Below are 23,102 nucleotides of genomic sequence, written 5' to 3'. Positions count from 1 at the left end.
CGAAGCGGAATTACATACCTCGGGTATGTCACATCTTTTCGGTATCGCCACGTTGGAAGGCTGCCGCTTCATGGACATCGCCGAATTAGAAAGTCATCGACAGAACGCCACGACCGCGTCGGGCCCGGTCAGTTACCTCGACGTAGGGCAAGGCCAGCCCGCGGTTTTCATCCACGGACTCCTCACCAACGGCCTGCTGTGGCGCCACGTCATCTCCACGGTCGCATCGCGGCAGCGGCGGTGCATCGCGCCGGATCTGCCCGGTCATGGGCACACACCGTCCGCCCCCGAGCATGCCGACGTGTCACTTGCGGGCCTGGCGCGCCGCGTTGTCGAGTTGTGCGATCACTTGGGATTGGATCGCTTTGATCTGGTGGCCAACGACACTGGTGGTGCGGTCGCCCAAATCGCCGCCGCTGAGCTGGCCGACAGGTTGTGCACCTTCACGTTGACGAACTGCGACACCCAAGGCAACGCCCCTCCCGCGCTGTTTAAACCGGTCGTGCTCGCCGCGCGCCTGGGGCTGGTCGCACGGCTCGGTCCTCGCATCGCGGCCCGACGCGGCCGGATACGGTCCGTGCTGCGGATCGCCTACCAGGACGTGCGCCAAATCCCCGCTGAGGTGATCGACGCGTACGCCGGGCCCACCTTGGGAACACCAACAGCCGCAAGGGCTTTGGCCCGACTCATAACAGCCATATCGTCGGACGACCTCGCCGCGGTGAGACCGCGGCTGAGTCAGTTGAAGGTGCCCACGCTCATCGTTTGGGGCACCGGCGACATCCTCTTCAACATCAAATGGGCACACCGGCTCGCCGATCTGATCCCGGGTACCACCAACCTGGTGACCATTCCCGGCGGGCGGCTGCTGTTTCCCGATGAACGCGCCGACGAATTCGTTCCGATGCTTCAACAGCACTGGGCGAAGAATCCGTGCTAGCTCCGAGAGTGGCGGTGATCAAGCCCGCCGGGACGCTGCTCAACGGCTCACGCGGAAACGTTTGAGCCGGGACGTCATTCCGGATACCAATTCGACTTTGCCTCTTGGCAATTGAAGGTAGGCTGCCAATAGCCGGATGACCGCCTCGTTGGCCTTGCCGTCAACCGCTCGCTCCCGGACGTAGATCGTGAGTTCACCGTTAGGGCCGACCTCGACAAGGGGTCCCTTGCGGCTGCCGGGCTTGACCTTGACGACGACGGAGTCGCTCATGCCGGGTAAGGCTACCCCACCGCTACTCCCCGACCACCCCGAATTACGCCGTGCTTGTTTTTGGCGGTGAAAGTCTGCGTAATAAATATATTGCCTTGTGTCGCAAAGGATTTAAGTAGAAGAGAGAAACAGTGTTTTTCGACGACCTTGTGGCCGACCACAGCCTGGTGGCAAGCCCGCCGTGCTTCCGCCCAGCATCGTCCCCAAGTACCGTGACGATCCCAAGCGCTCGCTCGCAACATGGCAATGCCAGAGTTAACCGAGCATCGGGATTACCGCGTGTGACCAGGAGTCGACGGGATGGGTCTTAGCCTTCGAAGCGCTTTCGGCCGTCGGGGTCGTTCGCGACCTTATTCTGGGCACGTGTCCGTGCGCGTCGACCCGCAACCGTCGGTGGGGCGTTGGCATGCGATCGGCCTGACGGCGTTCCTCTTGATGCTCGCCATCTACGCCGCGGCCGGAGCGCACGTCGGCGGTGTCGCGGCCGACCGTCGGCTGTACTGGCTCCTCGGCGGGGCGGCACTCCTGGCGGGGGTTGCCGCGTTGATCGGCTGGCTTCTCGGCTGGCAAGAGCGGCGCGCCCTGCTCCTCGGGTGGCCGGTGGCATCGCTTGTCGTCACGGCCCTCGGCGGGGCTGTTGACTCGGACGTCACCCGGGAATTTCCCGGCACCATCACGATCGCGTTCGCCTATCTCGGCCTCACCCGCCCGCCCCGCCACGCGCTCGCCATCGTCCCGCTCGGCGTCGTGGCGTTCGTCGTGGGCGGCGCCAAACCCCTCCCCGGCGCGCTGCCGAACGTGGTGTTGACGGCGATCATGTGGGTTCTCATCGCGGAGATCCCGGCCTGGCTCATCGCCCGGCTGGAAGAGCAAAGCGCGCTGCTCCGCAAGATCGCGCAGACCGACGCCCTCACCCAACTGCTCGACCGCAGCACGCTCGGACCGCGGCTGTCGACGCACGCCAGCGGCTCGGCCGTCGTGCTCATCGACCTCGACAACTTCAAGCGCTACAACGACCGCCACGGCCACAAGGCCGGCGACGAACTCCTGGTCGCCTTCGCCGATGCGCTCCGCTGGTCAGTCCGCAAGGACGACGCCGTCTTTCGCATCGGCGGCGACGAGTTCCTCCTCATGCTCGTCGGCGCCGATCGCGCCCAGGCCGAGCAGGTCCTCGATCGGCTCCGACACCGCTGGGCCGAGGTCGACGGGCCGGTTGGCTTCAGCGCCGGGATCGCCGTCGGCGAGCAGGACCTCTTGCGCCTCGCGGACGAGCACATGTACGCCGAGAAGCGCTCCCGCGGCCTGCCCGCCGACTGACCTCAGATCAGACGCCTCAGGCCTGAGGGCCCTCCGACGGCGGCCAGTGCGATCCCGGCGAGGCATCGCCGGGTTCTTCGTAGTCGCCGCGGGACAGCGGAACCCACCGCTCGCTCGGTGCGGGCTGCTTCGACGACGGGAAGTCACGCAGACTGCCCGACGGCTTGGCGTCCCATTTGGCGAACGTCAGCGGCGTCTGTAGCCAGGCGTGCAGCAGGCAGTACGCCGCCGCCAGCGAATCCAGGCGGGTGCGTTCCCAGCCGTGGCTGCCGTCGAGTCCGAAGCCGACCAGCGCGGCGCGGGTGCCCGCGCCCGCCTCGATTGCCGCGGCGGCGTCGGAACGGTAGTAGCGGAACACGTCCCGTGCGCATGCGATGCCTCGCTCCTCGGCGAGCCGGCACAGCTTGCGGGTCAGGTGGTAGTCGAACGGGCCGTGCAGATCGGCCATCGGGATCGTCACGCCGTCCTCGATGGAGTGCTGGCCGGGGGCGCACACCGCGTTGTCCACCGAGACGAGCTCGGCGACGTCCGGGGGCAGGCCGTGGCTGGCTCCGTGGCCGACCTCCTCGGTGATGGTGACCATGATCATGGTGCGGTGCGGCAACACCACCTTGTTCTCGGCGAAAGTCTTGGCCAGTGCGAGTGCGATCGCGACGCCCGCCTTCCCGTCGAGGTGACGAGAAACGATGAAGCCGTCGGCGGTGAGTTCGGGGCTGGCGATGAACGCGACGAAGTCACCGATGTTCAGGCCCAGACGGACCAGATCCTCTCGCGAGGACACCTTGCGGTCCACGCGGACCTCGACGTGCTCCCAGTCTGTGGGCTGAACGTCGATCTCGTCACCGAACGCGTGCCCACTTGCCTTGAGCGGCAAGACCGTTCCGGTGATGAATTCTTCGGGGTCGTCGGAGAAGATCCGCACGCGGGCGCCCGCGGCGAACCGAGCCGAGAAGGTCCCAACCGGAATTATTTCGAGACGGCCGTTGTCCTTGAGCTTTCGCACCATGCAGCCGATGGTGTCCGCGTGAACTATCAGTGCCCGGTCGGTGGTCGCCGACTCACCCGGGAGTTCAGCTGTCAGCGCCCCGCGGCGGGTCAGTGAGAACGGCACCCCGAAGTCGTCGAAGATGTCGCCGATCAGCTGCATCACCGCGTCCGTGCGGCCCGACGGGCTCGGGGTCTGCAGCAGTGCAAGCAGCGCGTCGACCATCCACGCCCGGTCGGCCTCGGCCATGCCCGCGGTTTGGCCCACGGTGTCTCCTCTCGGGTCGTCCGAACCGCGTTCAACCTACCGCGCGGTCAGGCCTGGTCTATCGATCCGGGTGCAAGTCGACGGCGCCGCCCTCTTCCCCGGTCTAGGAGGCGGACTCCATTTCGGAGATGAGGTCCGCAAGGGCGAGGATTCGCTGGGCGTTGCGCACGTGCAAGCTCTCGATCATGCGACCGTCGACCGTTATCACACTGTTGCCTGCGGCTTGGGCCCGCTCGTAGGCCGATACGACCTTGCGTGCGTCAGCTAGCTCCTTTTGCGACGGACCGAATAGGTCATTGGCCGGGGCGATTTGGGAAGGATGGATCAAGGTTTTGCCGTCGAAACCCATTTCGCGGCCTTGTTGAGCCTCGGCTCGGAAGCCGGCTTCGTCGGTGATGTCGTTGAACACGCCATCCAAGATGGTCTTTCCGGCCGCCCTTGCTCCCAGCACGGCCAAGGACAAGGCGGGTACAACCGGTGCGCGTCCCGCGACGTGCAGCGCGTGTAGATCGTTCACCAAGTCGTTGGTGCCAACCACCAGTGCGGCCAATCGATCGCTGGCCGAGGCGATCTCCTCGGCTCTCAGGAAAGATCGTGGCGTTTCGATCATCACCCACAGTCGCAAGGAGTCCGGCGCGCCGAGGGCGTCGAGCGTGGCGGCCAGCGCTTGGACCTGCTCGCCGTTTTCGACCTTCGGCACGAGCACCCCGTGGGCGGCCGAACCGGCCACGGCCGCCACATCGTCCTCGTGCCAGTCGGTGCCCAGGCCGTTGACGCGCACCACGATCTCACGGGGCCGGTAGCTCCCCGACGAGATCGCGTTGCACACCCTCGTCCTTGAGTCGGCTTTGGCGTCGGGTCCCACGGCATCCTCGAGGTCGAAGATGAGCACGTCTGCGGGCAGCGCCCTCCCCTTCTCCAGCGCTCGGGCGTTGTTGCCGGGCAGGTAGAGGGCAGATCGGCGCGGGCGCAGTGCTGCTGCCATGGACTTGTTCGCTCCCTGTCTTCGAGTTCACGCTGGGCGACACGTCATGTTCTCGTAGACCGGTCTCCGTCGCGTGTGGCGGGTGCGTGCTGACGGCAGCATAGGCTTGTCGACGTGACGGTTGAATCCCGGAAGGAGCAACGAGTGTCATCAATTGGTTCGGCGCGGAGCGAGGGCGACAGCTGGGATCTGGCTTCCAGCGTGGGGGCAACAGCGACGATGGTGGCGGCGTCCCGGGCGCTGGCTTCTCGCGAGCCTGACGCCTTGCTCGACGACCGGTTCGCCGAGCCGTTGGTGCGTGCCGTCGGGCATTCGTTCTTCACCCGCATGCTGGACAACCAAATCCCGCTCGATGACGACGACGACGTGCCCTTGACCCTGCAGCAGCGGCGCGAACAGATCGCGGTTCGGACGAGGTTTTTCGACGATTTCTTCCTCGCCGCGACCGCCGCCGGGATACGCCAAGCCGTCATCTTGGCCGCCGGGCTTGACGCGCGGGCCTACCGGTTGCCCTGGCCGGCGGGCACGGTCATTTTCGAGGTCGATCAGCCCGAGGTCATTGCCTTCAAGAGCAACACACTGGCCCAGATCGGAGCCGAACCGGCCGCCGAACGCCGCACCGTGGGCATCGACCTGCGTGAGGATTGGCCGACGGCCTTGCGCGACAACGCGTTTGATCCGACCGCACCTACCGCCTGGATCGCTGAAGGCCTGCTGCCCTACCTGCCACCGGAGGCTCAGGACCGGCTCATCGACAACATCACCGCGCTCAGTGCGGCGGGCAGCCGGCTGGCCACCGAGAACATCACCGATATGAGCGTGTTCACCGACGAGCGCGCCCGAGCTATGCGCACCACTTGGCGTAAGCACGGTCTGGACATCGACGTCGCCGAACTGGTGTGGCTTGGGGCACGCCATCCAGCCGGGGAGCACCTGACCTCCACCGGCTGGAACGTCACCCACTACCCCACCGAACAGCTATACGCCGACTACGGCTTTGTCGTTCCTGACAACGAGATCCTTGCGGAATTCCGGCACGCCATTAGCTACCTGAGTGCCGAATTGAGCTCTCGGCGCAGCGAGCAGGAGTTCACCGGCTAGGCCGTCGACAACGCCGATACTTTTGCCGCCGCAGGTCGCCCGAACCAGGCGGTGAGCGCTTCGCGGAGCCCCGGGTCGGTCGCGTCTCCCGCCCAGGCGACATATCCATCGGGGCGGACCAACACGGCGCCGGGAGCGGTGACCGTGCCAAGCACCGGAAGATCCCAGGCGCCAACGTATTTGGCGTCGATCAACCGGACCCGATCCGCCCACGGGGCGATGTCGATGGAGCCGGGCTCACCGAGGTTGAGCAGCACCGGTTGGGCATCGTGCAGGAGGGTGAACACCCGCAGCGGGCCATCGGCGGTGGCGAGGTCGAGATCGGGCATGCGGCGCCCGAGCAGCGGATGTCCCTCACCGAGGTCGTAATGGATGTCCAGGCCGGACATCATCGCCGCGAATCGTTTGCGAGGCTCGTCCATACTCAGAAGCTCGGACATGATGTCGCGCAAGGCCTTGGTGCGATCGTCTGGGCGGCGGAGAAGCGCCATCTGCGCCATCGTATTGCGCAGCACGCGGGCGGCGACCGGGTGCCGTTCGGCGTGGTAGGTATCGAGGAGGCTGTCGGGCGACGTCCGATTGACGACCTGCGCCAGTTTCCACCCCAGATTCACCGCATCCTGCACGCCGGTGTTGAGACCCTGTCCGCCCACCGGGTGATGCACATGTGCGGCGTCGCCGGCCAGCAGGACCCGTCCGTCACGATAGGCCGCGGCTTGTCGCGCCGCGTCGGTGAACCTGGAAATCCAAGTCGGACTGTGGATCCCGTAATCCGTCCCGTATACGGCGATGAGCGCCTCGCTCAGATCAGGCAAGGCGGGTTCGCCGGCGGGTTGCAGGCGCCGCTCGGTCACCATGACCCGCGCCGGCCCGCCATCCTCCAGCATGCTCAGCGAATGGACACCGAGGGCGTCGTGGCGGATTCCCCATGCCGGCGATTCGCCCGCCAAGGGGGCCATTTCGACTTCGGCGATCAGGTGGCTCGTTGTCGGATTCCACCCCGGGAAGTCGATGCCGGCTGATCTGCGGATCACGCTGCGTCCGCCGTCGCACCCGATGAGATACTCCGCCCGCAGGAACTGGCCGCCTGCCAGCTCGACGTCGACGCCGGTGCCGTCTTGGGCGATGCCCGTCACCTCACGTCCGCGATGGATCCTCACCGCCAGCTCGCCGACCCAGCCGGCCAGTAGGCGCTCGATGTGGTTCTGCCACAGCGCGAGCCCGTAGGGGTGCCGGGTCGGAAAGTCGCTGATGTCCAGCGGAATTTGGGCGAACCCGGCGACCTGCGCCACCTGTCCCTGCGACAGGAACCGATCGGCGATGCCGCGCTGATCGAGTACCTCGATGGTGCGCGCATGCAGACCGCCCGCGCGCGAGCCAATGACGTCCTGGTTGGCGCGCCGCTCGACGACGGCGACGTCGACCCCCGCCAACGCCAACTCACCGGCCAACATCAGCCCCGTCGGACCTGCTCCGACAACCACCACCGCGTGATCGGCCGGTCGTTCGACCTTCCGGTGCGAATCATTTTTCGACGACAAGCGACTCTCTTCTCTGCACGTGCTGCACCGGTCGGCCATTCTGCGGCACGACCCGGGTCTTGCCGCAAGCCCCCCGGTGCCCTATAGGGTGAGAGTGGGAAGGGATTTGCGCCAATGGTTTTCGACTTCCTGGCCTCGGTGCGGTGGACGGTTGTCGCGTCAATGCCGACGTAATCGGGAATAGCGGCGCGAATCGGAAGGTTTCGACGCATATGCCTAAAGCATTCACCGAGTCCGAACGTGAGCGGTTTCTGGAAGAAAAACATGTCGGGGTGCTGTCCGTCGCTGCAGAAGACGGCCGACCGCCGGCCAGCGTGCCGATCTGGTATGACTACACCCCCGGCGGAAACATCCGCATCAACACCGGCGCGTCGCGACGCAAAGCCAAGCTCATCGAGCGCGCCGGCGTGGTGACGCTCGTCGTCCAGCGCGAAGAGCTGCCCTACCAATATGTGGTCGTCGAGGGCACCGTCGTCGAGATCACCAGACCCAGCCCGTTGGAGGCGCGTGAGGCCATCGCCATCCGCTATCTCGGCGAGGAGGGCGGACTCGAATTCGTGCGCAGTCTCGGCGATTACGACAGCGTGTTGTTCACCATCCGCCCCGACCGCTGGTTCAGTGCCGACTTCTCCGCTGACGAATAGCCGCCGAGACAGGGGCGCTGCGATCGAACACCGCTAAGCTCGATACAAGTCGAGTTAGAGGTTTGTGTGCCGTGCCCGAAAAACAAAGTGAAAACGTTGGCTTGAAGCCGCATTTCGAGGATGTACAGGCCCACTACGACCTGTCCGACGACTTTTTCAGGCTCTTCCTGGATCCGACGCAGACCTACAGCTGCGCCTACTTCGAACGCGACGACATGACACTCGAAGAGGCGCAGATCGCCAAAATCGACCTCTCGCTGCGCAAGCTCGGCCTACAACCCGGCATGACGCTGCTCGACATCGGGTGCGGCTGGGGGGCCACAATCACCCGAGCGCTGGAGCGCTACGACGTCAACGTCGTCGGCCTGACGCTGAGCCGCAATCAACAGGCGTACGCACAGCGATCGCTCGACAAGCATCCCAGCGCGCGAAGCAAGCGCGTGCTACTGCAGGGCTGGGAGCAGTTTGACGAAAAAGTGGACCGCATCGTGTCGATCGGCGCCTTCGAGCACTTCGGACGCGACCGCTACACCGACTTCTTCACGATGGCCTACGAGGCGCTTCCCGCCGGCGGCGTGATGCTGCTGCACACCATCATCAAGCCCAGCGACCAGGAGTTCACCGAGCGTGGACTGCCCATCACCATGACCAAGCTGCGGTTCATGAAGTTCATCATGGACGAGATCTTCCCCGGCGGAGACCTGCCGAACGCCAAGGTCGTCGAGGAGCACGCGGAGCGGGCCGGCTTCACCGTCAAGCTGGTCCAACCGCTGCGCCTGCACTACGCCCGCACGCTCGACACCTGGGCGACCGCGCTCGAGTCTCGCCGGGACGAGGGCATCGCGATTCAATCCCACGAGGTCTACGACCGGTACATGAAGTACCTGACCGGTTGCGCCGACCTATTTCGCGAGGGTTACACCGACGTCGCGCAGTTCACCCTCGCCAAGGGCTAGCGGCCAGCGCTCACATCGCCTCAGGTCGGTGTCGGGTAAAGGGTCATCGTATCGGCGCCGTAGTCGATGTACGCGGGGAACAGCGAGTAGGGCGCATACCCGGTATTCATCAATCCGCTTGAGATGACCGTCGGGTAGTAAGCGTTGGGACCCCCGGCGTACGTGTAGTCGTACAGTGGCGTGCCGTCAGTGGTAGAGATCTCAATTTGGGTCCCCGGTGCGACGTTCCCAATAATCGATGACGGGATGGTCCCTTCCACACCACCGGAGTCGACCATCGAGGGAACGTCGTTGTAGGTGACGGCATTGGCACCGGTACCGACCGTCACGTCCAGGTCGGTAATCGGCGCCCCGTTGAGGGTGGCGATGGCGGTGCCGAGGTTTGTCGGCGCGGCACCGAACTGCAGGTAAGGCGAGGCCGCGGCTTCGTTGATGAGCAGACCCTGGTTGTAGGGTGCCGGCAGCGCCTGGGTCGCAATGCTCGGACCCGGGCCCGCCGCATTCGGTCCGACACCCAGGACGCCGGCCACACCGTCCTGGGCGAAATAGGACTGGAATGAGAAGCCGTTGGTCTGCAATGCCTGCAGGGACGTCGGCCACGCGAAGAGCTCGATGTCGACGGGGGTTGACGAGGTGACGAGTCCGCCGCCGAAATTCACCGGGGCGTTATACGTGGCGTACAGATAGTCCAATCCCCCGCTGTAGCCGCTAATGCCGAGGCCCTGGGGTAAGCCGAGCTGGAGCACTCCAAAGAGTCCCCCGACGTCTTGGAAGGGGATCACAAGGCCCGCGGATCCGGTATCCACCAGCAACGGCACAGGGGTTCCGCTGCCAACGGAGGCGTTCACCACGGGCTCAGTGCCGTCGACCAGGGTCAGCGGCGCGGTTGCCGTCCCGTTATTTATCGTGCCGCCGAGGGACACCGACGACCCGGTGCCGATCAGCGGACGCCCCAACAGGAACTCGGTGGGTGCGTTGATGACGTTGATGACTTGTTGTTGGACCTGGCCGAAGATGCCGCTCACATCCTGCTCGATGGTCCCGAGCAGCCCGGTAAGGGGATCGCTGCTGGCGGCCGAGCTCACCGGGTTGGTCGTGATCGCGGCGGATGCCTGGGCCGACAGGCCCTGCAGCGCCGCCTGCCAGGACGGCAATTGTGCGGCCGCCGACGAGACGCCGCCGTGGTAGCCGATCATCGCGGCTACGTCTTGGGCCCACATCTGTTCGTAGTCGGATTCCGCGGCGGCGATCGCGGGCGCGTTCTGCCCGAACAGATTCGAGACCACCAGCTGCACCAACTCATTGCGATTGGCGGCCACCAACGCCGGATGCACGGTGGCGGCCACCGTGGATTCAAACGCACTGGCTACCACTTGGGCCTGGGCGGCCGCCGTTTGCGCTTGCGTCGCCGCCTCGGTCAGGTACCCCGCATACCGGGCGGCGGTCTGCGCCATCGCCGCCGACGCGGCCCCCTGCCAGGCCTGACCAGCCAACCCCGAGGTGACCGACGAGAACGACTGCGCCGCCGTGCCTAGCTCGGTCGCCAGCCCATCCCACGACGCCGCAGCGGCCAGCATCGGAGCCGAACCCGGTCCCGAATACAGCAACGACGAAATGACCTCCGGTGCCGCCACCAAAAAGCTCATCCCCGAACTGTCCTTCCCCTCTACGCCAAGACCACGCTTTTCCCCGGGGACGGGCACCTCACGCCACAGGTCAGACGGTCGGGTGTGTCACAGGGCCGTAGGCCAGACTCTAGGAAAATTCGGCCCAAAAATCTCGGAATTCACCTAACCGTTTCATGCCAACGATGTCCAGGCGCGTGGGCCGGGTCATCCGGGCGAGCGGGACTACGGTGGCGCTGTGACCGATCGTCAAGAGCGTGCGATGTCCTTTGGAACAGTCGCGGAGGACTACGACGGGCTGCGGCCGCAGCCTCCGCAACAGGCGGTGGACTGGCTCGTGCCGCCCGGTTGCGAGGTGGCCGTCGACGTGGGCGCGGGCACCGGGCTGTTCACCCGAGCCCTGGTGGACAAAGCCGCGCAGGTCATCGCCGTCGAGCCCGACGCGCGGATGCGCAAGGTGTTGACGGCACGATCCCCGGGGGTCCGCGTCGTCGAGGGCCGTGGTGAGTCGATCCCGCTTCTCGACGCGTCCGCGGACGCGGTGTTCGTCTCGTCGGCGTGGCACTGGATGGACGACGAACGGGCCGTGCCCGAGATCGGCCGAGTCCTGCGGGACGGCGGTCGGTTCGGCCTGATCTGGACGAGCCGGGACCGCGAGGTGGACTGGGTGCGCAACCTCGACCGGCTGCCCGGCCAAGACACGTCGGAGGCCGAATCGGCCGACCGGATCCGGCGGCGCCTCGACGTCGTTCTCCCGCAGCCGTCGATCTTTCACAACATTGCGCGCGAGACGTTCCGATTCGTGCGCACGATGCCGGTCGAGGACGTCGTCGCGATGCTGGGCACCTACAGCCGGGTCATCGTCGCGTCTGCGGACGACCGCGCGCGGCGGCTGGCCCAAGCCCGCGCCGCCCTGGAGGCGCGGTTCCCGGGGGCTGACGTGATTGACGTCCCCATGCGGGCGTCGTGTTGGCGCGCCGATCGGATCGCCCGCGGCGACGGGCATTAAGCGCGTCGTTGCAAATCCGCGCACGGCACCGCGTGCAACGCCGTCGCCGGCGGTATGTCAGCATTTGGAAATGAATGCACGTCGCCTTGCTCGCATCGTTGGCATTTCGCTCGTGACGGCGTGGGCGGTGCTGAGCGCGCCCATCGTCACACCGGCCGCCTCCGCTGACCCATGCTCCGACGTCGCCGTGGTTTTCGCGCGTGGCACCCATCAGGAGCCCGGCCTCGGCGACGTCGGCCAGGCGTTCGTCGACTCGCTTACCTCGCAGGTTGGCGGGCGGTCCGTCGGGGCCTACGCCGTGAATTACCCGGCGAACGACGACTACCACAACAGCGCGACCGCCGGCTCCAACGACGCGAGCGCCCACGTCCAGGACACCGTCGCCAGCTGCCCGAACACCAAAATCGTGCTCGGTGGATATTCGCAAGGCTCGACCGTGATCGATTTGGCCACGACGGCGATGCCGGCGCCGGTAGCCGATCACGTCGCCGCCGTCGCCCTTTTCGGTGAGCCGTCCAGCGGGTTCTCCAGCATGTTGTGGGGCGGCCAGCCGCTGCCGGCGATCAGCCCCCTGTACGCCGCCAAGACCATCAGCTTGTGCGCTCCCGACGATCCGATTTGCTCCGCGGGCGGCAACATCATGGCGCACGTTTCATACATTCAGTCCGGCATGACCAACCAGGCCGCGACCTTCGCGGCCAACAGGCTCGGCCCGGCGTCTCCAAACACATAGCGGCCAGCGGCTACAGGCCCGGGTCGTGTGCGATAGGTCGGGCCAGGCTGCGGCATCAATAATCACATGGCTCACATGAGTACCGGCTGCCGACCATCAGACGATCCAAGAAGTCGATAGCGCATGCGATAGCGGATTCATAAATCGCCCATTGATCCGCTGCGCAGCGCGCTCCTGACGTCTCGCCCGCCAGGGACGCGTGTGACGTATTCGGACGAACCAGGCGCGGAAGCCACGACTAATCTGGCTGGCATGGCTATCGAGTCCGCGATGCTCGCCCTTGGCACCCCCGCTCCCCCATTTTCGCTGCCCGAGCCGGCCACCGGTGCGACCGTCAGCCTCGACGACCTGACGGGTCGAGCGCTGGTCGTCACCTTCATCTGTAACCACTGCCCGTACGTCAAGCACGTCGCCGCCGGGCTCGCCGCGCTGGGTCGCGACCTCGCCGATCAGGGCGTCGCGATGGTCGGCATCTCCAGCAATGACGTCGTCACCTACCCGCAGGACGGGCCCGATCAAATGGTCGCCGAGGCCAGCCGCCACGGCTGGACGTTTCCGTACCTCTATGACGAGACGCAAGACGTGGCGCGTGCCTTCTCCGCCGCCTGCACGCCCGACACGTTCGTCTTCGACGGCGAGCGTCGACTCGTCTACCGTGGCCAGCTCGACGATTCCCGCCCCGGGAACGACCTACCGGTGACGGCGGCTGACGTTCGGGCTGCCGTCGATGCCGTGCTCGCCGGGCGGCCGGTCGACCCCAACCAGCGACCGTCGATCGGCTGCGGCATTAAATGGCGTTGAGGCACACCGGCTGAGACCGGCGGCCCAGGAATCGACTAATCCGGGCAGTACGTCGATTCCGCGGCGCTGACCATCCCCGTGACGTCTGCGAACGAGTAGCCTTTCGAACTCAACGTGGAGTGGATGTCCGAGGCAATCGCATCCGGCGTTTTGCCAGCCATGCGGTCGGCGCAGATCTGGTGTCCGATTGAGATCATGTCGGACTCGCCCCCCGAGGACCAATTGAAGCCGAGGCTCTGCAGCTTTGCGATGTATGCGTCATCGGTGCTGTCGGCCATCGCAATCGCGGTGCCAGTGGTCAGGGCAGCGCCAACCATCACGGGAATAGTCAGTTTGGCCAGCCAGCGAGATGAAAACATTTCATGCCCTTCTTTTTTTGTTGGCGTCGAGGGTGCCGACAGTATATGAGTCGTCCGGGGAGGGTAAATATAAAAATGAAAAACCTGACACCCTCAGCTGATTGCCGCGGTAACGACGATCGACTCCTCGCCGGTGCGCCAGGCGTTCGTGAACGTGGTCATCGTGACCTGCTCGTCGGCATGGTCGGCGCCGGGGTCGTTGAGGTGAACGATCTCCTTGTTGGTGTCGATCCCGGTGACGACGAGGAAGTGATCCGCCTTGGTGCGCTGGTCGCTGGTGTTCCAGATGATTGCGGAATTGACCCAGGCGATCACCTTGCGGTCGTTGCTGAGGTATCGCTCCAGCGCGGAGATCCCGGTCTGCTCGGGCGTCGCCGCGTACGTCATGGCCGATTTGATGCCGTAGTAGTCGAGGAGCACCACCTCGTCGGCCATTTCGGTGCCGCTATCGTCGCCCGAGTGGCTCGGGTCGTCGCGAGGGGCGTAGATCGGACCGGGGTTGGTCCCCGAGGGCGTGTTCTCCGCCAAAGTGACCATCTGCTGCTCCGTGGGCGCATGTCCGGTGATTTCGCCGACGACGTCGGCCACCGACATCAGCCCACAGTTGTCCTCGAGCGACTGCGGCTGCCAATACTTGGCGGCCGCAGCCGGGTTGCCGTACATGCCGCTGGCCGCCGGTGTCGCTGTCACGTTGACGTACATACCGCCGGTGGTTGGCGACGGGTTCGTCGTCGGCGTTGACAGCGTCGCCGGGCCACACCCCGATACGAGGGAAACGCCGGCAATGCCGATGTAGCCGAGGTACACGCCCGCCGCCACGGTTGCGATGCGTGGGTTGAACATAATGGCTCACGAAGACCTGTCAGAGAATCGAATAGCGTGCAAACCGTAGCACCTTCCCCGCGCGGGATGACGGAGTATCAACCACGTAGATCGGGGCCTTCATCAAAACCCGCGATGGCGGCAGTGTGCCGCCATCGGCAGTTACCGGAAGCCGTTCACCGGATGGCGGTAATGCGAAGCGATCGGATACGCCGGGTTACCGGTGGAGCGCGCAGTTTCCATTAAGAATCAATTGGCAACTGTTACCCTGATCGATAATTTGCTACGGGTTTAATTGCTTAGCAGTCTCTTTTTCTGGTCGCTGAATTCCTCGTCGGTAAGGATTCCCGAGTCATGCAGGGAGGCCAGTTCACGCAACTCGGCGGCGATGCTCGTGATCGGGCCGCCCGCTGAGCCCTGCGGCGATGCCGTCGGCTCCCACATGGCCGTCCTGACCCGCTCGCGGCGGCTCGGGACACCGGTGCCGGCCATCGCACGCCCGGCCATGCTCGCCAGGGCCATCTGGCTGAACACGCTTCCGGCGCTCCCCGCGTAGGCTTCTGCGGCGGCGCCGGCGCTGGTGGCCGGCAACGCCATCGCGAGAGGGCGTATCACCGGCGTCGCCGTGGCCCAGGCCGGCGGCACCGACAACGCCCCGATCGTGTTTGCCTCGCCCAGGCCCGCCGACACCGTTGTGGCGCTCAGGTTCGTGATCACCGGAAATGGCGATGGTGGCGCCGCCTCTGTGCCCGGCCAGGCCTCGATTCCTGCCCAGCCGCTGACGATGTCATCCGTGTGGAAACCGGTCAGCGCACCCACGACGTCGTAGGGAAGAGCCGTTGTGTCGATGCCGAGTCCCGCTGCTCCCACTTCCGGGTCGACAAAAATTCCACTCAGGCTCCCCAAGAGGTTGACCAGGTCGGCCGGCGTCAGGGGGTCGGCCACGGCCGGGGTCGCAAGGCCGGTCAGCACACTGGGCGCGGCGGACAAGGCCTGCTGGGTCGACGAGATGGTGCCCTGCACGTTTCCGATGGAGGTGCCGGTGGTTTGGCCGACGGCGGCGGCTTGCCTTGCCGGCCCGCCTGGACTGGTGCCCTGCGGTGGCGGGTTGAACGGCGTCAGCGTCGTCGCCGACGCCGACGCACCCGCGTAGCCATACATGGCGGAGGCGTCTTGGGCCCACATCTCGGAGTACTGCGCCTCGGTGGTCGCAATCGCCGGGGTGTTCTGGCCGAAGATGTTCGTCGCGACCAGGGACATCAGCAGGCCGCGGTTGGCCGCGACCACCGGCGGCGCGACCGTTTCCGCGAACGCCGTCTCGTAGGCGGCGGCCGCGGCCTTGGCCTGGTTGGCGGCCTGTTCGGCCTGCACGGCGGTGATTCTGGTCCATGCCACATGGGGGGTCGTGGCGGCGACCATCGATGTCGATGCCGGGCCCAGCCAGGGCCCGGCGGTGAGCGTCGCGATCTCCGACTGATACGAGCTCGCCGCCGAGTGCAGCGCGGCCGCCAATCCGTCCCAGGCCGCGGCGGCGGCCAGCATCGGTCCCGACCCCGGCCCGGCGTACATTCGCGCGGAGTTAACCTCCGGCGGCAGTGCTGCGAAGTCCATATCTTTCCTCCGATCGGTTGACGGGCCGCCAGGGCATTGACGGCTTTGGTGACGGCCTACTGGGCGGGCAAGCAGAACCAAGCCAGCAAACGATCGCACCGCCTCTAGTAGTACATGTCCGGCGGCCACAGGTGACCGATACCGCGCCGAACCGACTGGCCAAGCCTCGGCGTCGGACGCTCCCATCGTGCGACCACGGGTCGGGTCGTGTAGAAGAGTTCTGGTGGAGGATCCGCCCGCCAGGCCTTTTGATCCGTCGATGCTGCGCGAAGCGATGGTCAGGCGGTTGTATCGCCGATCGCTGGCCGAGGGCCAAATCACGGTGCCGGCCGTCCCCGGCCTGATCGACGAGTACGTTCGGTTGTGTGGCAACATCTGCGCCAGCCTGGGCGTTGCGTACACGGCCGAACAATCCGCTCAGCTCGCGACGGTGCTGGAAGCCGAGGTGGCGAAGGCCTTCAAGGCCTCGCAGCGTTCGGACATCGTCATCTCGTTCCAGGTTCCCTTCGGAACGGGCCTGAACTACCGCGTCAAAGCCGAATGGCGGTCGATCGAGGCCGACTACGACCACTGGGTTGCCACCCGGCCGCCGCCGCTGTTCGGCACCGAACCGGACGCGCGCGTGCTGGCACTGGCGCGTGAGGCGGCCGACCCCGCGACGTATCGGGTGCTGGACATCGGCGCGGGAACCGGGCGCAACGCCCTGGCCCTGGCCCGACGCGGCCACCCCGTGGACGCCGTCGAGATGGCGCCGAAGTTCGCCGACGTCATGCGCTCGGAGGCCGAAAGCGAATCGCTCGGCGTGCGCGTCATCCAGAGCGACGTCTTCACCGCCATGGAGGGTGTCCGCGAGGAGTACCAGCTGATGGTGCTCTCCGAGGTGGTGCCCGACTTCCGGACGACTCAGGAGTTGCGCGGCGTGTTCGAACTCGCCGCGGATTGCCTGGCCCCCGGCGGACGCTTGGTGTTCAACGCGTTCCTGGCGCGCCCGGGTTACACCCCCGATGACGCCGCGCGGGAATTCGGGCAACAGTGCAACACCATGATCTTCACCCGGGACGAGGTGACGAGCGCGGCGGAGCGGCTCCCCCTCGAGTTCATCGCCGACGACTCGGCCTACGAGTACGAGAAAACCCACTTGCCCGAAGGCGCCTGGCCACCCACCGGCTGGTTCGACGGATGGGCCAGTGGCCTCGACGTGTTCGACGTCGAGCGTGCGGACTCCCCGATCGAGTTGCGCTGGCTCGTCTACCGGAAGTCGGCCCAGGCCAAATAGGGTCGTGGCTCGAATTACCCAGTTGCGCAACGTCTTTCGGTCGAATGCGGATAACCGGGTGTCGGTGCGCGAATCGAAGGGCCGCGTTCACCGCGTGTTTGCGCACCCTCTTCCAGGAAAGTCTTGACTGATTCCAGATAAGTGCGTCATATTGGCAATGTGCCCTCGACGGCCGACTACGCGGACCAACTGCGGATGGCCGATCTTCGTGTGACGCGGCCCAGGGTGGCGGTCCTGGAAGCCGTGCACGCCCAGCCGCACGCCGACACCGAGACGATCTTCACGGCGGTGCGAAGAGGGCTGCCCGATGTCTCCCGCCAGGCCGTGTACGACGTGCTGAACGCGCTGACCGCCGTGGGTCTGATTCGACGGATCCAGCCGTTGGGTTTGGTTGCCCGCTACGAGGCCCGGGTCGGCGACAACCACCACCACGTCGTGTGCCGGTCCTGCGGCGTCATTGCCGACGTCGACTGTGCGGTCGGCGAGGCGCCATGCCTGACGCCATCGGACGACAACAACGTTCTGGTTGGCTTCGTCCTGGACGAGGCCGAAGTCATCTACTGGGGCCTGTGCCCCGACTGCTCGACCACAGATTCCGGATCACTCCCGTGATCGCAGCCCGAATCACTCACCACCGGAAAGGAATACCGTGTCATCCGATATATCCCAAAGCCGCCCACCGCAACCGGACACCACGACGGCCAGCACCAGCGAAAGCGAAAACCCGGTCATCCCGTCCCCGAAACCGAAGGAGCACGCGCCCCTGACGAACCGGGACTGGTGGCCCGACCAGATCGACGTGTCGACGCTGCACCCGCACTCGCCGGCGGCCAACCCACTGGGCGAGGACTTCGACTACGCCGCGGAGTTCGCCAAGCTCGATCCCGACGCCCTCAAGGCGGACGTGTTCTCGGTGATGACCACCTCGCAGGACTGGTGGCCCGCCGACTATGGCCACTACGGCGGCCTGTTCATCCGGATGAGCTGGCATGCCGCGGGCACCTACCGCATTCAAGACGGCCGCGGCGGCGGCGGTCAGGGCATGCAGCGCTTCGCCCCGCTCAACAGCTGGCCGGACAACGTCAGCCTGGACAAGGCGCGCAGGCTGCTGTGGCCGGTCAAGAAGAAGTACGGCAACAAGATCTCCTGGGCGGACCTGATCATCTTCGCCGGCAACTGCGCCCTGGAGTCGATGGGGTTCAAGACCTTCGGCTTCGGCTTCGGCCGCGAAGACGTCTGGGAACCCGAAGAGGTCCTCTGGGGGGAAGAGGACACCTGGCTGGGCACCGACAGGCGCTACTCCGGCGAGCGTGACCTCGCGCAGCCGTATGGCGCCACCACCATGGGCCTGATCTACGTCAATCCCGAAGGGCCCGAAGGCAAGCCGGATCCGGTCGCCGCGGCGATCGACATCCGTGAGACGTTCGGCCGCATGGCGATGAACGACGAGGAGACCGCCGCACTCATCGTCGGTGGCCACAGCTTCGGCAAGACCCACGGCGCCGGTGACGCCGACCTGGTCGGTCCCGAGCCGGAGGCCGCCCCGATCGAGCAACAGGGGCTGGGCTGGAAGAGCTCCTACGGCAGCGGGAAGGGCAAGGACGCCATCACCAGCGGCCTGGAGGTGGTGTGGACGCCCACCCCGACCAAGTGGAGCAACGGGTTCCTGCAGAACCTCTACGGCTACGAATGGGAGCTCACCAAGAGTCCCGCCGGAGCCTGGCAGTTCACGGCGAAGGACGGCGCGGGCGCGGGCACAATCCCCGATCCGTTCGGCGGGCCAGGTCGCGCCCCGACGATGCTGGTCACCGACGTCGCGTTGCGTGAGGACCCGATCTACCGCGAGATCACGCGGCGTTGGCTGGACCACCCCGAGGAGCTGTCCGAGGCGTTCGCCAAGGCGTGGTACAAGCTGCTGCACCGTGACATGGGGCCGATCAGCCGCTACCTCGGGCCGTGGATTGCCGAGCCGCAGCTGTGGCAGGACCCCGTTCCGGACGTCGACCACGAGCTGGTCGACGAGAAGGACGTCGCGGCGTTGAAGGGCAAGGTGCTCGAGTCGGGCCTGTCCGTTCCGCAGCTGGTGAAGACGGCCTGGTCGGCCGCGTCGAGCTTCCGCCGCACCGACAAGCGGGGCGGCGCCAACGGGGGCCGGCTGCGCCTCGAACCGCAGCGGAGCTGGGAGGTCAACGAGCCCTCCGAGCTGGACAAGGTGTTGCCCGTGCTGGAGCGGATCCGACAGGAGTTCAATGCGTCGGCGTCCGGCGGCAAGAAGATCTCGCTGGCCGACCTGATCGTGTTGGCCGGGTCCGCGGCGGTCGAGAAGGCGGCCAAGGATGCCGGCTACGAGATCTCGGTGCATTTCGCGCCGGGCCGTACCGACGCCTCGCAGGAGAATACCGACGTGGAGTCGTTCGCGGTGCTCGAACCGCGGGCCGACGGGTTCCGCAACTACATCCGTCCCGGCGAGAAGGCTCCGCTAGAGCAGCTGCTGCTGGAGCGGGCCTACCTGCTGGGCGTGACCGGACCGGAAACGGCGGTGCTCATCGGTGGCCTGCGTGCCCTCGGCGCCAATCACGGCGGCACCAAGCATGGGGTGTTCACCGACAGGCCCGGCGCGTTGACCAACGACTTCTTCGTCAACCTGCTCGACATGGGCACGGAGTGGAAGGCGTCGGAGACCGCGGAGAACGTCTACGAGGGCCGCGACCGGGCTTCGGGCGCTCTGAAGTGGACCGCGACCGCGAATGACCTTGTGTTCGGGTCGAATTCGGTATTGCGTGCGCTGGCGGAGGTCTATGCCCAGGACGACAACCAGGGGAAGTTCGTCGAGGACTTCGTCGCCGCCTGGGTCAAGGTCATGAACAGTGACCGGTTCGACCTGAAGTAAGGCCTGGGACCGGATCGACACCCCGCGAGCCACCGGCTCGCGGGGTGTCGATCATCGAGCGAAATCCCACTGCCCGTAGTCGGTTGCGAGGACGTCGTCCACGTCCACGTTGATGCCGCCCAACAGCGGGCCCGGGCTCGACGGGCTGTTGACCACGGCCTGATACAGCACCGCCATGGGTTCGCGCTCGCCATGCGACCACGACTTCGTCTGCCACGCCCACCGGTGACCCGCGGTGGTCGAGTTCCCTATGACGCCGTCTCCGATCGCCCATCCGCACGCCTGGGCATGCCCGTAGATGCCGGTGCGGGTCACGCCCAGCACCGAGTTGATTCCCCGAAACCAATTGACGGCAACGCCATTCCACGCGTTGAGGTCGATGTCGTCGTCGACACTGAAGAAGATCGGAGCCGAGTCCGGTCCCCCGGCCGCGGCGTGCAGCCCCAGCGCCGTCCGCGCGTCGGCGACACCGCCGTCGAACCCGCGGGTGTAGTCCGACGGATCGGGCCAACCGGGCTTTCCGTACTGAAAATTGCTCACGATGTGAAGACCCGCCGCCCGCAGCGCGTCCGCGTACTCGCGGGTGATGGGCTTGGCCTCGAAGTTCGCGCCCGGCCGCGACTCGGACACGTAATTCACCACCCCGCCGTAGCCCGCCGATTTGATCTCGTCCGGCGGAATCCTGCGCTCGGCGAAATCGATCAGCCTCATGTCGGCGGCCGCCGCTCGATGTGCGTCGAGATTCGCGGCCAGCGACCCCAGGCTCAGGAGAGTCGGCGCCAGAGCGTATTTGAGGACTTCGCGCCGTGAAACGGAGCGCTGTCCGCGGCCGCCCGGCGCAGCCGAATCGTGCACCGCGCGATGGTAACAAAAGCGGCCGGCCTTAGAACCGGTGTTCGGCTTTGATGAATTGCGCGGCGCGCTCGCCGATCACGACGCAGGGGGCCATGGTGTTCGCGCTCGTGATGCGCGGCATGATCGATGCGTCCGCCACGCGCAGGTTTTCGCTGCCGTAGACCTTCAGATGCCCGTCGACCACCGACAGGGCGTCGCGGCCCATCTTCGCCGTCCCGGATTCATGCCAGTAGGTGGTGACGGCATCGCGCAGATACGCGTCCAGCTCAGCGCCCGACAGGTTGCCCGGCATGACCTCGCGCGTGACGAACGGGCGAAGCTTCGCCGAGTTGCCGATCTCGCGCAGGGTCTCGACGCAGGCGATCGCGGCCTTGAGATCGTCGGCGTCCGACAGCGCGTTGGCTTCGATCCGAATCGGGTCGGCGGGATCGGGGCCCGACAACCGCAACCGGCCGCGGCTACTGGGGTGTGTCGGTGAGCCAAACAGGATCCAACTGTTCTGTGGCAAGCCATATTTCGCGACGTTCTCCGAAGTGGCCTTGGGAAACGGCCCCAAACACGCGAACAAATCCGGTCCCCTGATGTCCGCCGCTCCGGAGTCCCAGAACAGCGTCGCCGGCACCTGTGTGCTGCCGCGCAGATCCTCGGGGAATTCCCACACGCAATCGAACCCGAAGTGGTCCTGGAAGTTGCGGCCGACCCCGGGCAGGTGCTGGCGGACCGTGACTCCGGCGCGCCGCAATTCGTCTTCGTCTCCGACCCCGGACTGCATCAGCACCTTGGGCGTGTGGATTGCGCCGAGCGACAGCACGACCTCGGCGTCGGCAGCCACTCGATGCACCGCGCCGCCGTGGACGACCTCGACGCCGACGGCGCGGTTGCCCTGGAAAAGCACCCGGGTGACCAGTGCGTGCGGCAAAACCGTCAGGTTCGGCTTGGGCAGATGCGGCGCGGTGTAGGTGCGAAACACCGACAGGCGTTTCCCGTCGCGCCAGCGCAGGTCGGCGATGGCGGCACCGCGGGTGTCCTCCATCAGGCGGCCGTTGGGACTCTGGTAGGTGGGAATCCCTATTGCCCTGGCCGCCTCCAACGCCGCCGTGGCCACCGGATGCGCGTTGGGCGCCGGCTGCACGAACACCGGTCCGCCCCTGCCCCGATGATTCGGCTCACCGATGCCCTGCCAATCCTCGATGCGCCGGTACAGATCCAGCACCGGCCCGTAGCCCCAGGCCGGTTCACCGGATTCGGATGCGAAGTGGTCCCAGTCGCTGCGGTGCCCGCGCGCCCACACCATCAAATTGATGCTTGATCCGCCGCCGAGCACTTTGCCCATCGAGAACGGGATCGAGCGCCCACGGAGCCGAGGGTCCGGCTCGGAGACGAAACCCCAGTCGCGTTCGCTCCCGAGATTCGACGGCCACCGGCTTGCCTCGGTCACGCTGGGGACGTCATCGGTGCCGCCGGCCTCCAAAAGCAAGACCTTCACGTCAGGGTTTTCCGCCAATCGGCCGGCGATCACCGATCCCGACGACCCGGCCCCACACACGACGACGTCGTAACGCGGCTCCAACACAGCACCTGGCTCCTAAATGCAGCTGGGTATAGCTTTCTATACCTGAGTGCACGTGCGGCCGAGCCGAACGGTTCATCGTTGGCTTGCATGGTCACATGCGCCACACGCGTCTCTGGCGGAGGAGGGGGCATCCGATGTGCCCGCCTACGCGCGACAACTCGGGCGGCCGCTCTGGTTGTCGCGCTGAGGTGGACACATCGTCCATCGGTACGGCGAGGGGCGTATGTCCAGCTCGCGTGTCTAGCCCTGTCTAGCCCGGTCGGCGTTGGAGTGTGCATCCTGGGCTTTTAGCGTGCGTCCTGGGCGGAGAAATCCCAGCAATTCCGCCCTGGATGCACACCGGAAGCCGTCAGAGCACGGTCGATGCGGCCGTGCTGACCTAGGCGGAGCTCGCAGCCCCAAACAGCACCCGTAGCCTCAGACGGGGCTCATTGCGTCAATTAGCTGATCGAACTATAGTCTGGACACATGTCCAGTTTGCTGTCACGGAATTCGGGAGTCCGTTGATCGCGATGGATCGGGGGGCGGTCGCCCGCGTTCTT

21 protein-coding genes are annotated in these 23,102 nt (G+C 66.0%); 11 read left to right on the top strand and 10 right to left on the bottom strand.

The genetic code is table 11. The features are described 5' to 3' along the window. Window positions 1–25: 25 nt before the first annotated feature. Window positions 26–940 carry an alpha/beta fold hydrolase gene (locus tag K3U93_RS13245; RefSeq protein WP_230981212.1) on the top strand — a complete coding sequence of 305 codons (915 nt, stop codon included), beginning with the start codon at window positions 26–28 and terminating at the stop codon, window positions 938–940. A gap of 39 nt (window positions 941–979) precedes the next feature. Here K3U93_RS13245 and K3U93_RS13240 read toward each other — a convergent pair whose 3' ends face one another. After that, window positions 980–1,210, bottom strand: coding sequence for a DUF167 domain-containing protein (locus K3U93_RS13240; RefSeq protein WP_071510740.1), 231 nt, complete (start codon window positions 1,208–1,210; stop codon window positions 980–982). Between the two features lie 363 nt (window positions 1,211–1,573). Between K3U93_RS13240 and K3U93_RS13235 the strand changes: the two genes are divergently transcribed. Next, window positions 1,574–2,527 carry a GGDEF domain-containing protein gene (locus K3U93_RS13235; RefSeq protein WP_071510739.1) on the top strand — a complete coding sequence of 318 codons (954 nt, stop codon included), beginning with the start codon at window positions 1,574–1,576 and terminating at the stop codon, window positions 2,525–2,527. A gap of 16 nt (window positions 2,528–2,543) precedes the next feature. On the opposite strand, the gene K3U93_RS13230 is transcribed toward K3U93_RS13235, so the two are convergent. Together K3U93_RS13230 and K3U93_RS13225 are read right to left on the bottom strand one after the other, a co-directional pair. After that, the gene (locus K3U93_RS13230) at window positions 2,544–3,779 is read right to left on the bottom strand and encodes an osmoprotectant NAGGN system M42 family peptidase (RefSeq protein ID WP_083011087.1); all 1,236 of its coding nucleotides are present in this window, start codon (window positions 3,777–3,779) and stop codon (window positions 2,544–2,546) included. Between the two features lie 103 nt (window positions 3,780–3,882). Continuing rightward, window positions 3,883–4,764, bottom strand: coding sequence for an HpcH/HpaI aldolase/citrate lyase family protein (locus tag K3U93_RS13225; RefSeq protein ID WP_083011088.1), 882 nt, complete (start codon window positions 4,762–4,764; stop codon window positions 3,883–3,885). Window positions 4,765–4,908: 144 nt separating this feature from the next. On the opposite strand from K3U93_RS13225, the gene K3U93_RS13220 reads away from it, so the two are divergent. Then, window positions 4,909–5,865, top strand: a complete 957-nt coding sequence (locus tag K3U93_RS13220; RefSeq protein ID WP_083011089.1) for a class I SAM-dependent methyltransferase — start codon at window positions 4,909–4,911, stop codon at window positions 5,863–5,865. Here K3U93_RS13220 and K3U93_RS13215 read toward each other — a convergent pair. Beyond that, entirely contained in the window at window positions 5,862–7,445 is a 1,584-nt protein-coding gene (locus K3U93_RS13215; protein WP_083011090.1) for an FAD-dependent monooxygenase, read from the bottom strand. The genes K3U93_RS13220 and K3U93_RS13215 overlap by 4 nt on opposite strands. Before the next feature lie 173 nt (window positions 7,446–7,618). Between K3U93_RS13215 and K3U93_RS13210 the strand changes: the two genes are divergently transcribed. Both K3U93_RS13210 and K3U93_RS13205 read left to right on the top strand, forming a co-directional pair. After that, a complete protein-coding gene (locus tag K3U93_RS13210; protein WP_083011091.1) occupies window positions 7,619–8,050 on the top strand; it encodes a pyridoxamine 5'-phosphate oxidase family protein in 432 nt (143 codons plus the stop codon). A 71-nt stretch (window positions 8,051–8,121) separates the two neighbouring features. Then, on the top strand, window positions 8,122–9,006 hold the full coding sequence (locus K3U93_RS13205; RefSeq protein WP_083011092.1) for a cyclopropane mycolic acid synthase family methyltransferase: 885 nt from the start codon (window positions 8,122–8,124) through the stop codon (window positions 9,004–9,006). Between the two features lie 20 nt (window positions 9,007–9,026). Here K3U93_RS13205 and K3U93_RS13200 read toward each other — a convergent pair whose 3' ends face one another. Then, entirely contained in the window at window positions 9,027–10,652 is a 1,626-nt protein-coding gene (locus K3U93_RS13200) for a PecA family PE domain-processing aspartic protease (protein ID WP_083011093.1), read from the bottom strand. Window positions 10,653–10,869: 217 nt separating this feature from the next. Between K3U93_RS13200 and K3U93_RS13195 the strand changes: the two genes are divergently transcribed. From K3U93_RS13195 to K3U93_RS13185, 3 genes are all read left to right on the top strand, one after another. Further along, entirely contained in the window at window positions 10,870–11,640 is a 771-nt protein-coding gene (locus K3U93_RS13195) for a class I SAM-dependent methyltransferase (protein ID WP_083011094.1), read from the top strand. Between the two features lie 70 nt (window positions 11,641–11,710). Beyond that, window positions 11,711–12,373, top strand: a complete 663-nt coding sequence (locus K3U93_RS13190) for a cutinase family protein (protein WP_083011095.1) — start codon at window positions 11,711–11,713, stop codon at window positions 12,371–12,373. Window positions 12,374–12,625: 252 nt separating this feature from the next. After that, on the top strand, window positions 12,626–13,174 hold the full coding sequence (locus K3U93_RS13185; RefSeq protein WP_083011096.1) for a thioredoxin family protein: 549 nt from the start codon (window positions 12,626–12,628) through the stop codon (window positions 13,172–13,174). 35 nt (window positions 13,175–13,209) lie between these two features. Here the strand turns inward: K3U93_RS13185 and K3U93_RS13180 are convergent, their stop codons facing one another. From K3U93_RS13180 to K3U93_RS13170, 3 genes are all read right to left on the bottom strand, one after another. Beyond that, window positions 13,210–13,533, bottom strand: a complete 324-nt coding sequence (locus K3U93_RS13180; protein WP_083011097.1) for a DUF732 domain-containing protein — start codon at window positions 13,531–13,533, stop codon at window positions 13,210–13,212. Between the two features lie 93 nt (window positions 13,534–13,626). Beyond that, the gene (locus K3U93_RS13175; protein ID WP_230981211.1) at window positions 13,627–14,352 is read right to left on the bottom strand and encodes a C39 family peptidase; all 726 of its coding nucleotides are present in this window, start codon (window positions 14,350–14,352) and stop codon (window positions 13,627–13,629) included. Between the two features lie 294 nt (window positions 14,353–14,646). Then, complete coding sequence (locus K3U93_RS13170) at window positions 14,647–15,966, bottom strand: PPE family protein, SVP subgroup (protein ID WP_083011099.1); 1,320 nt, start codon at window positions 15,964–15,966, stop codon at window positions 14,647–14,649. Window positions 15,967–16,225: 259 nt separating this feature from the next. Here K3U93_RS13170 and K3U93_RS13165 point away from each other — a divergent pair, with 259 nt between their 5' ends. From K3U93_RS13165 to katG, 3 genes are all read left to right on the top strand, one after another. Next, window positions 16,226–17,242 carry a class I SAM-dependent methyltransferase gene (locus K3U93_RS13165; RefSeq protein WP_139797040.1) on the top strand — a complete coding sequence of 339 codons (1,017 nt, stop codon included), beginning with the start codon at window positions 16,226–16,228 and terminating at the stop codon, window positions 17,240–17,242. A 159-nt stretch (window positions 17,243–17,401) separates the two neighbouring features. After that, window positions 17,402–17,854: a Fur family transcriptional regulator gene (locus K3U93_RS13160; protein WP_071510726.1), complete on the top strand. Its 453-nt coding sequence runs from the start codon at window positions 17,402–17,404 to the stop codon at window positions 17,852–17,854. 37 nt (window positions 17,855–17,891) lie between these two features. After that, window positions 17,892–20,132, top strand: coding sequence for a catalase/peroxidase HPI (gene katG / locus K3U93_RS13155; RefSeq protein ID WP_083011101.1), 2,241 nt, complete (start codon window positions 17,892–17,894; stop codon window positions 20,130–20,132). 51 nt (window positions 20,133–20,183) lie between these two features. On the opposite strand, the gene K3U93_RS13150 is transcribed toward katG, so the two are convergent. After that, entirely contained in the window at window positions 20,184–20,987 is an 804-nt protein-coding gene (locus K3U93_RS13150; protein WP_083011102.1) for a DUF1906 domain-containing protein, read from the bottom strand. A 28-nt stretch (window positions 20,988–21,015) separates the two neighbouring features. Next, on the bottom strand, window positions 21,016–22,560 hold the full coding sequence (locus K3U93_RS13145) for a GMC family oxidoreductase (RefSeq protein ID WP_083011103.1): 1,545 nt from the start codon (window positions 22,558–22,560) through the stop codon (window positions 21,016–21,018). Between the last annotated feature and the right edge of the window lie 542 nt (window positions 22,561–23,102).

The organism is Mycobacterium malmoense (genome assembly GCF_019645855.1).
GTDB classification, from domain to species: domain Bacteria; phylum Actinomycetota; class Actinomycetes; order Mycobacteriales; family Mycobacteriaceae; genus Mycobacterium; species Mycobacterium malmoense.
Note: the sequence above shows the minus strand (reverse complement) of the source record. Positions and strands in the feature narration are given on the sequence as shown.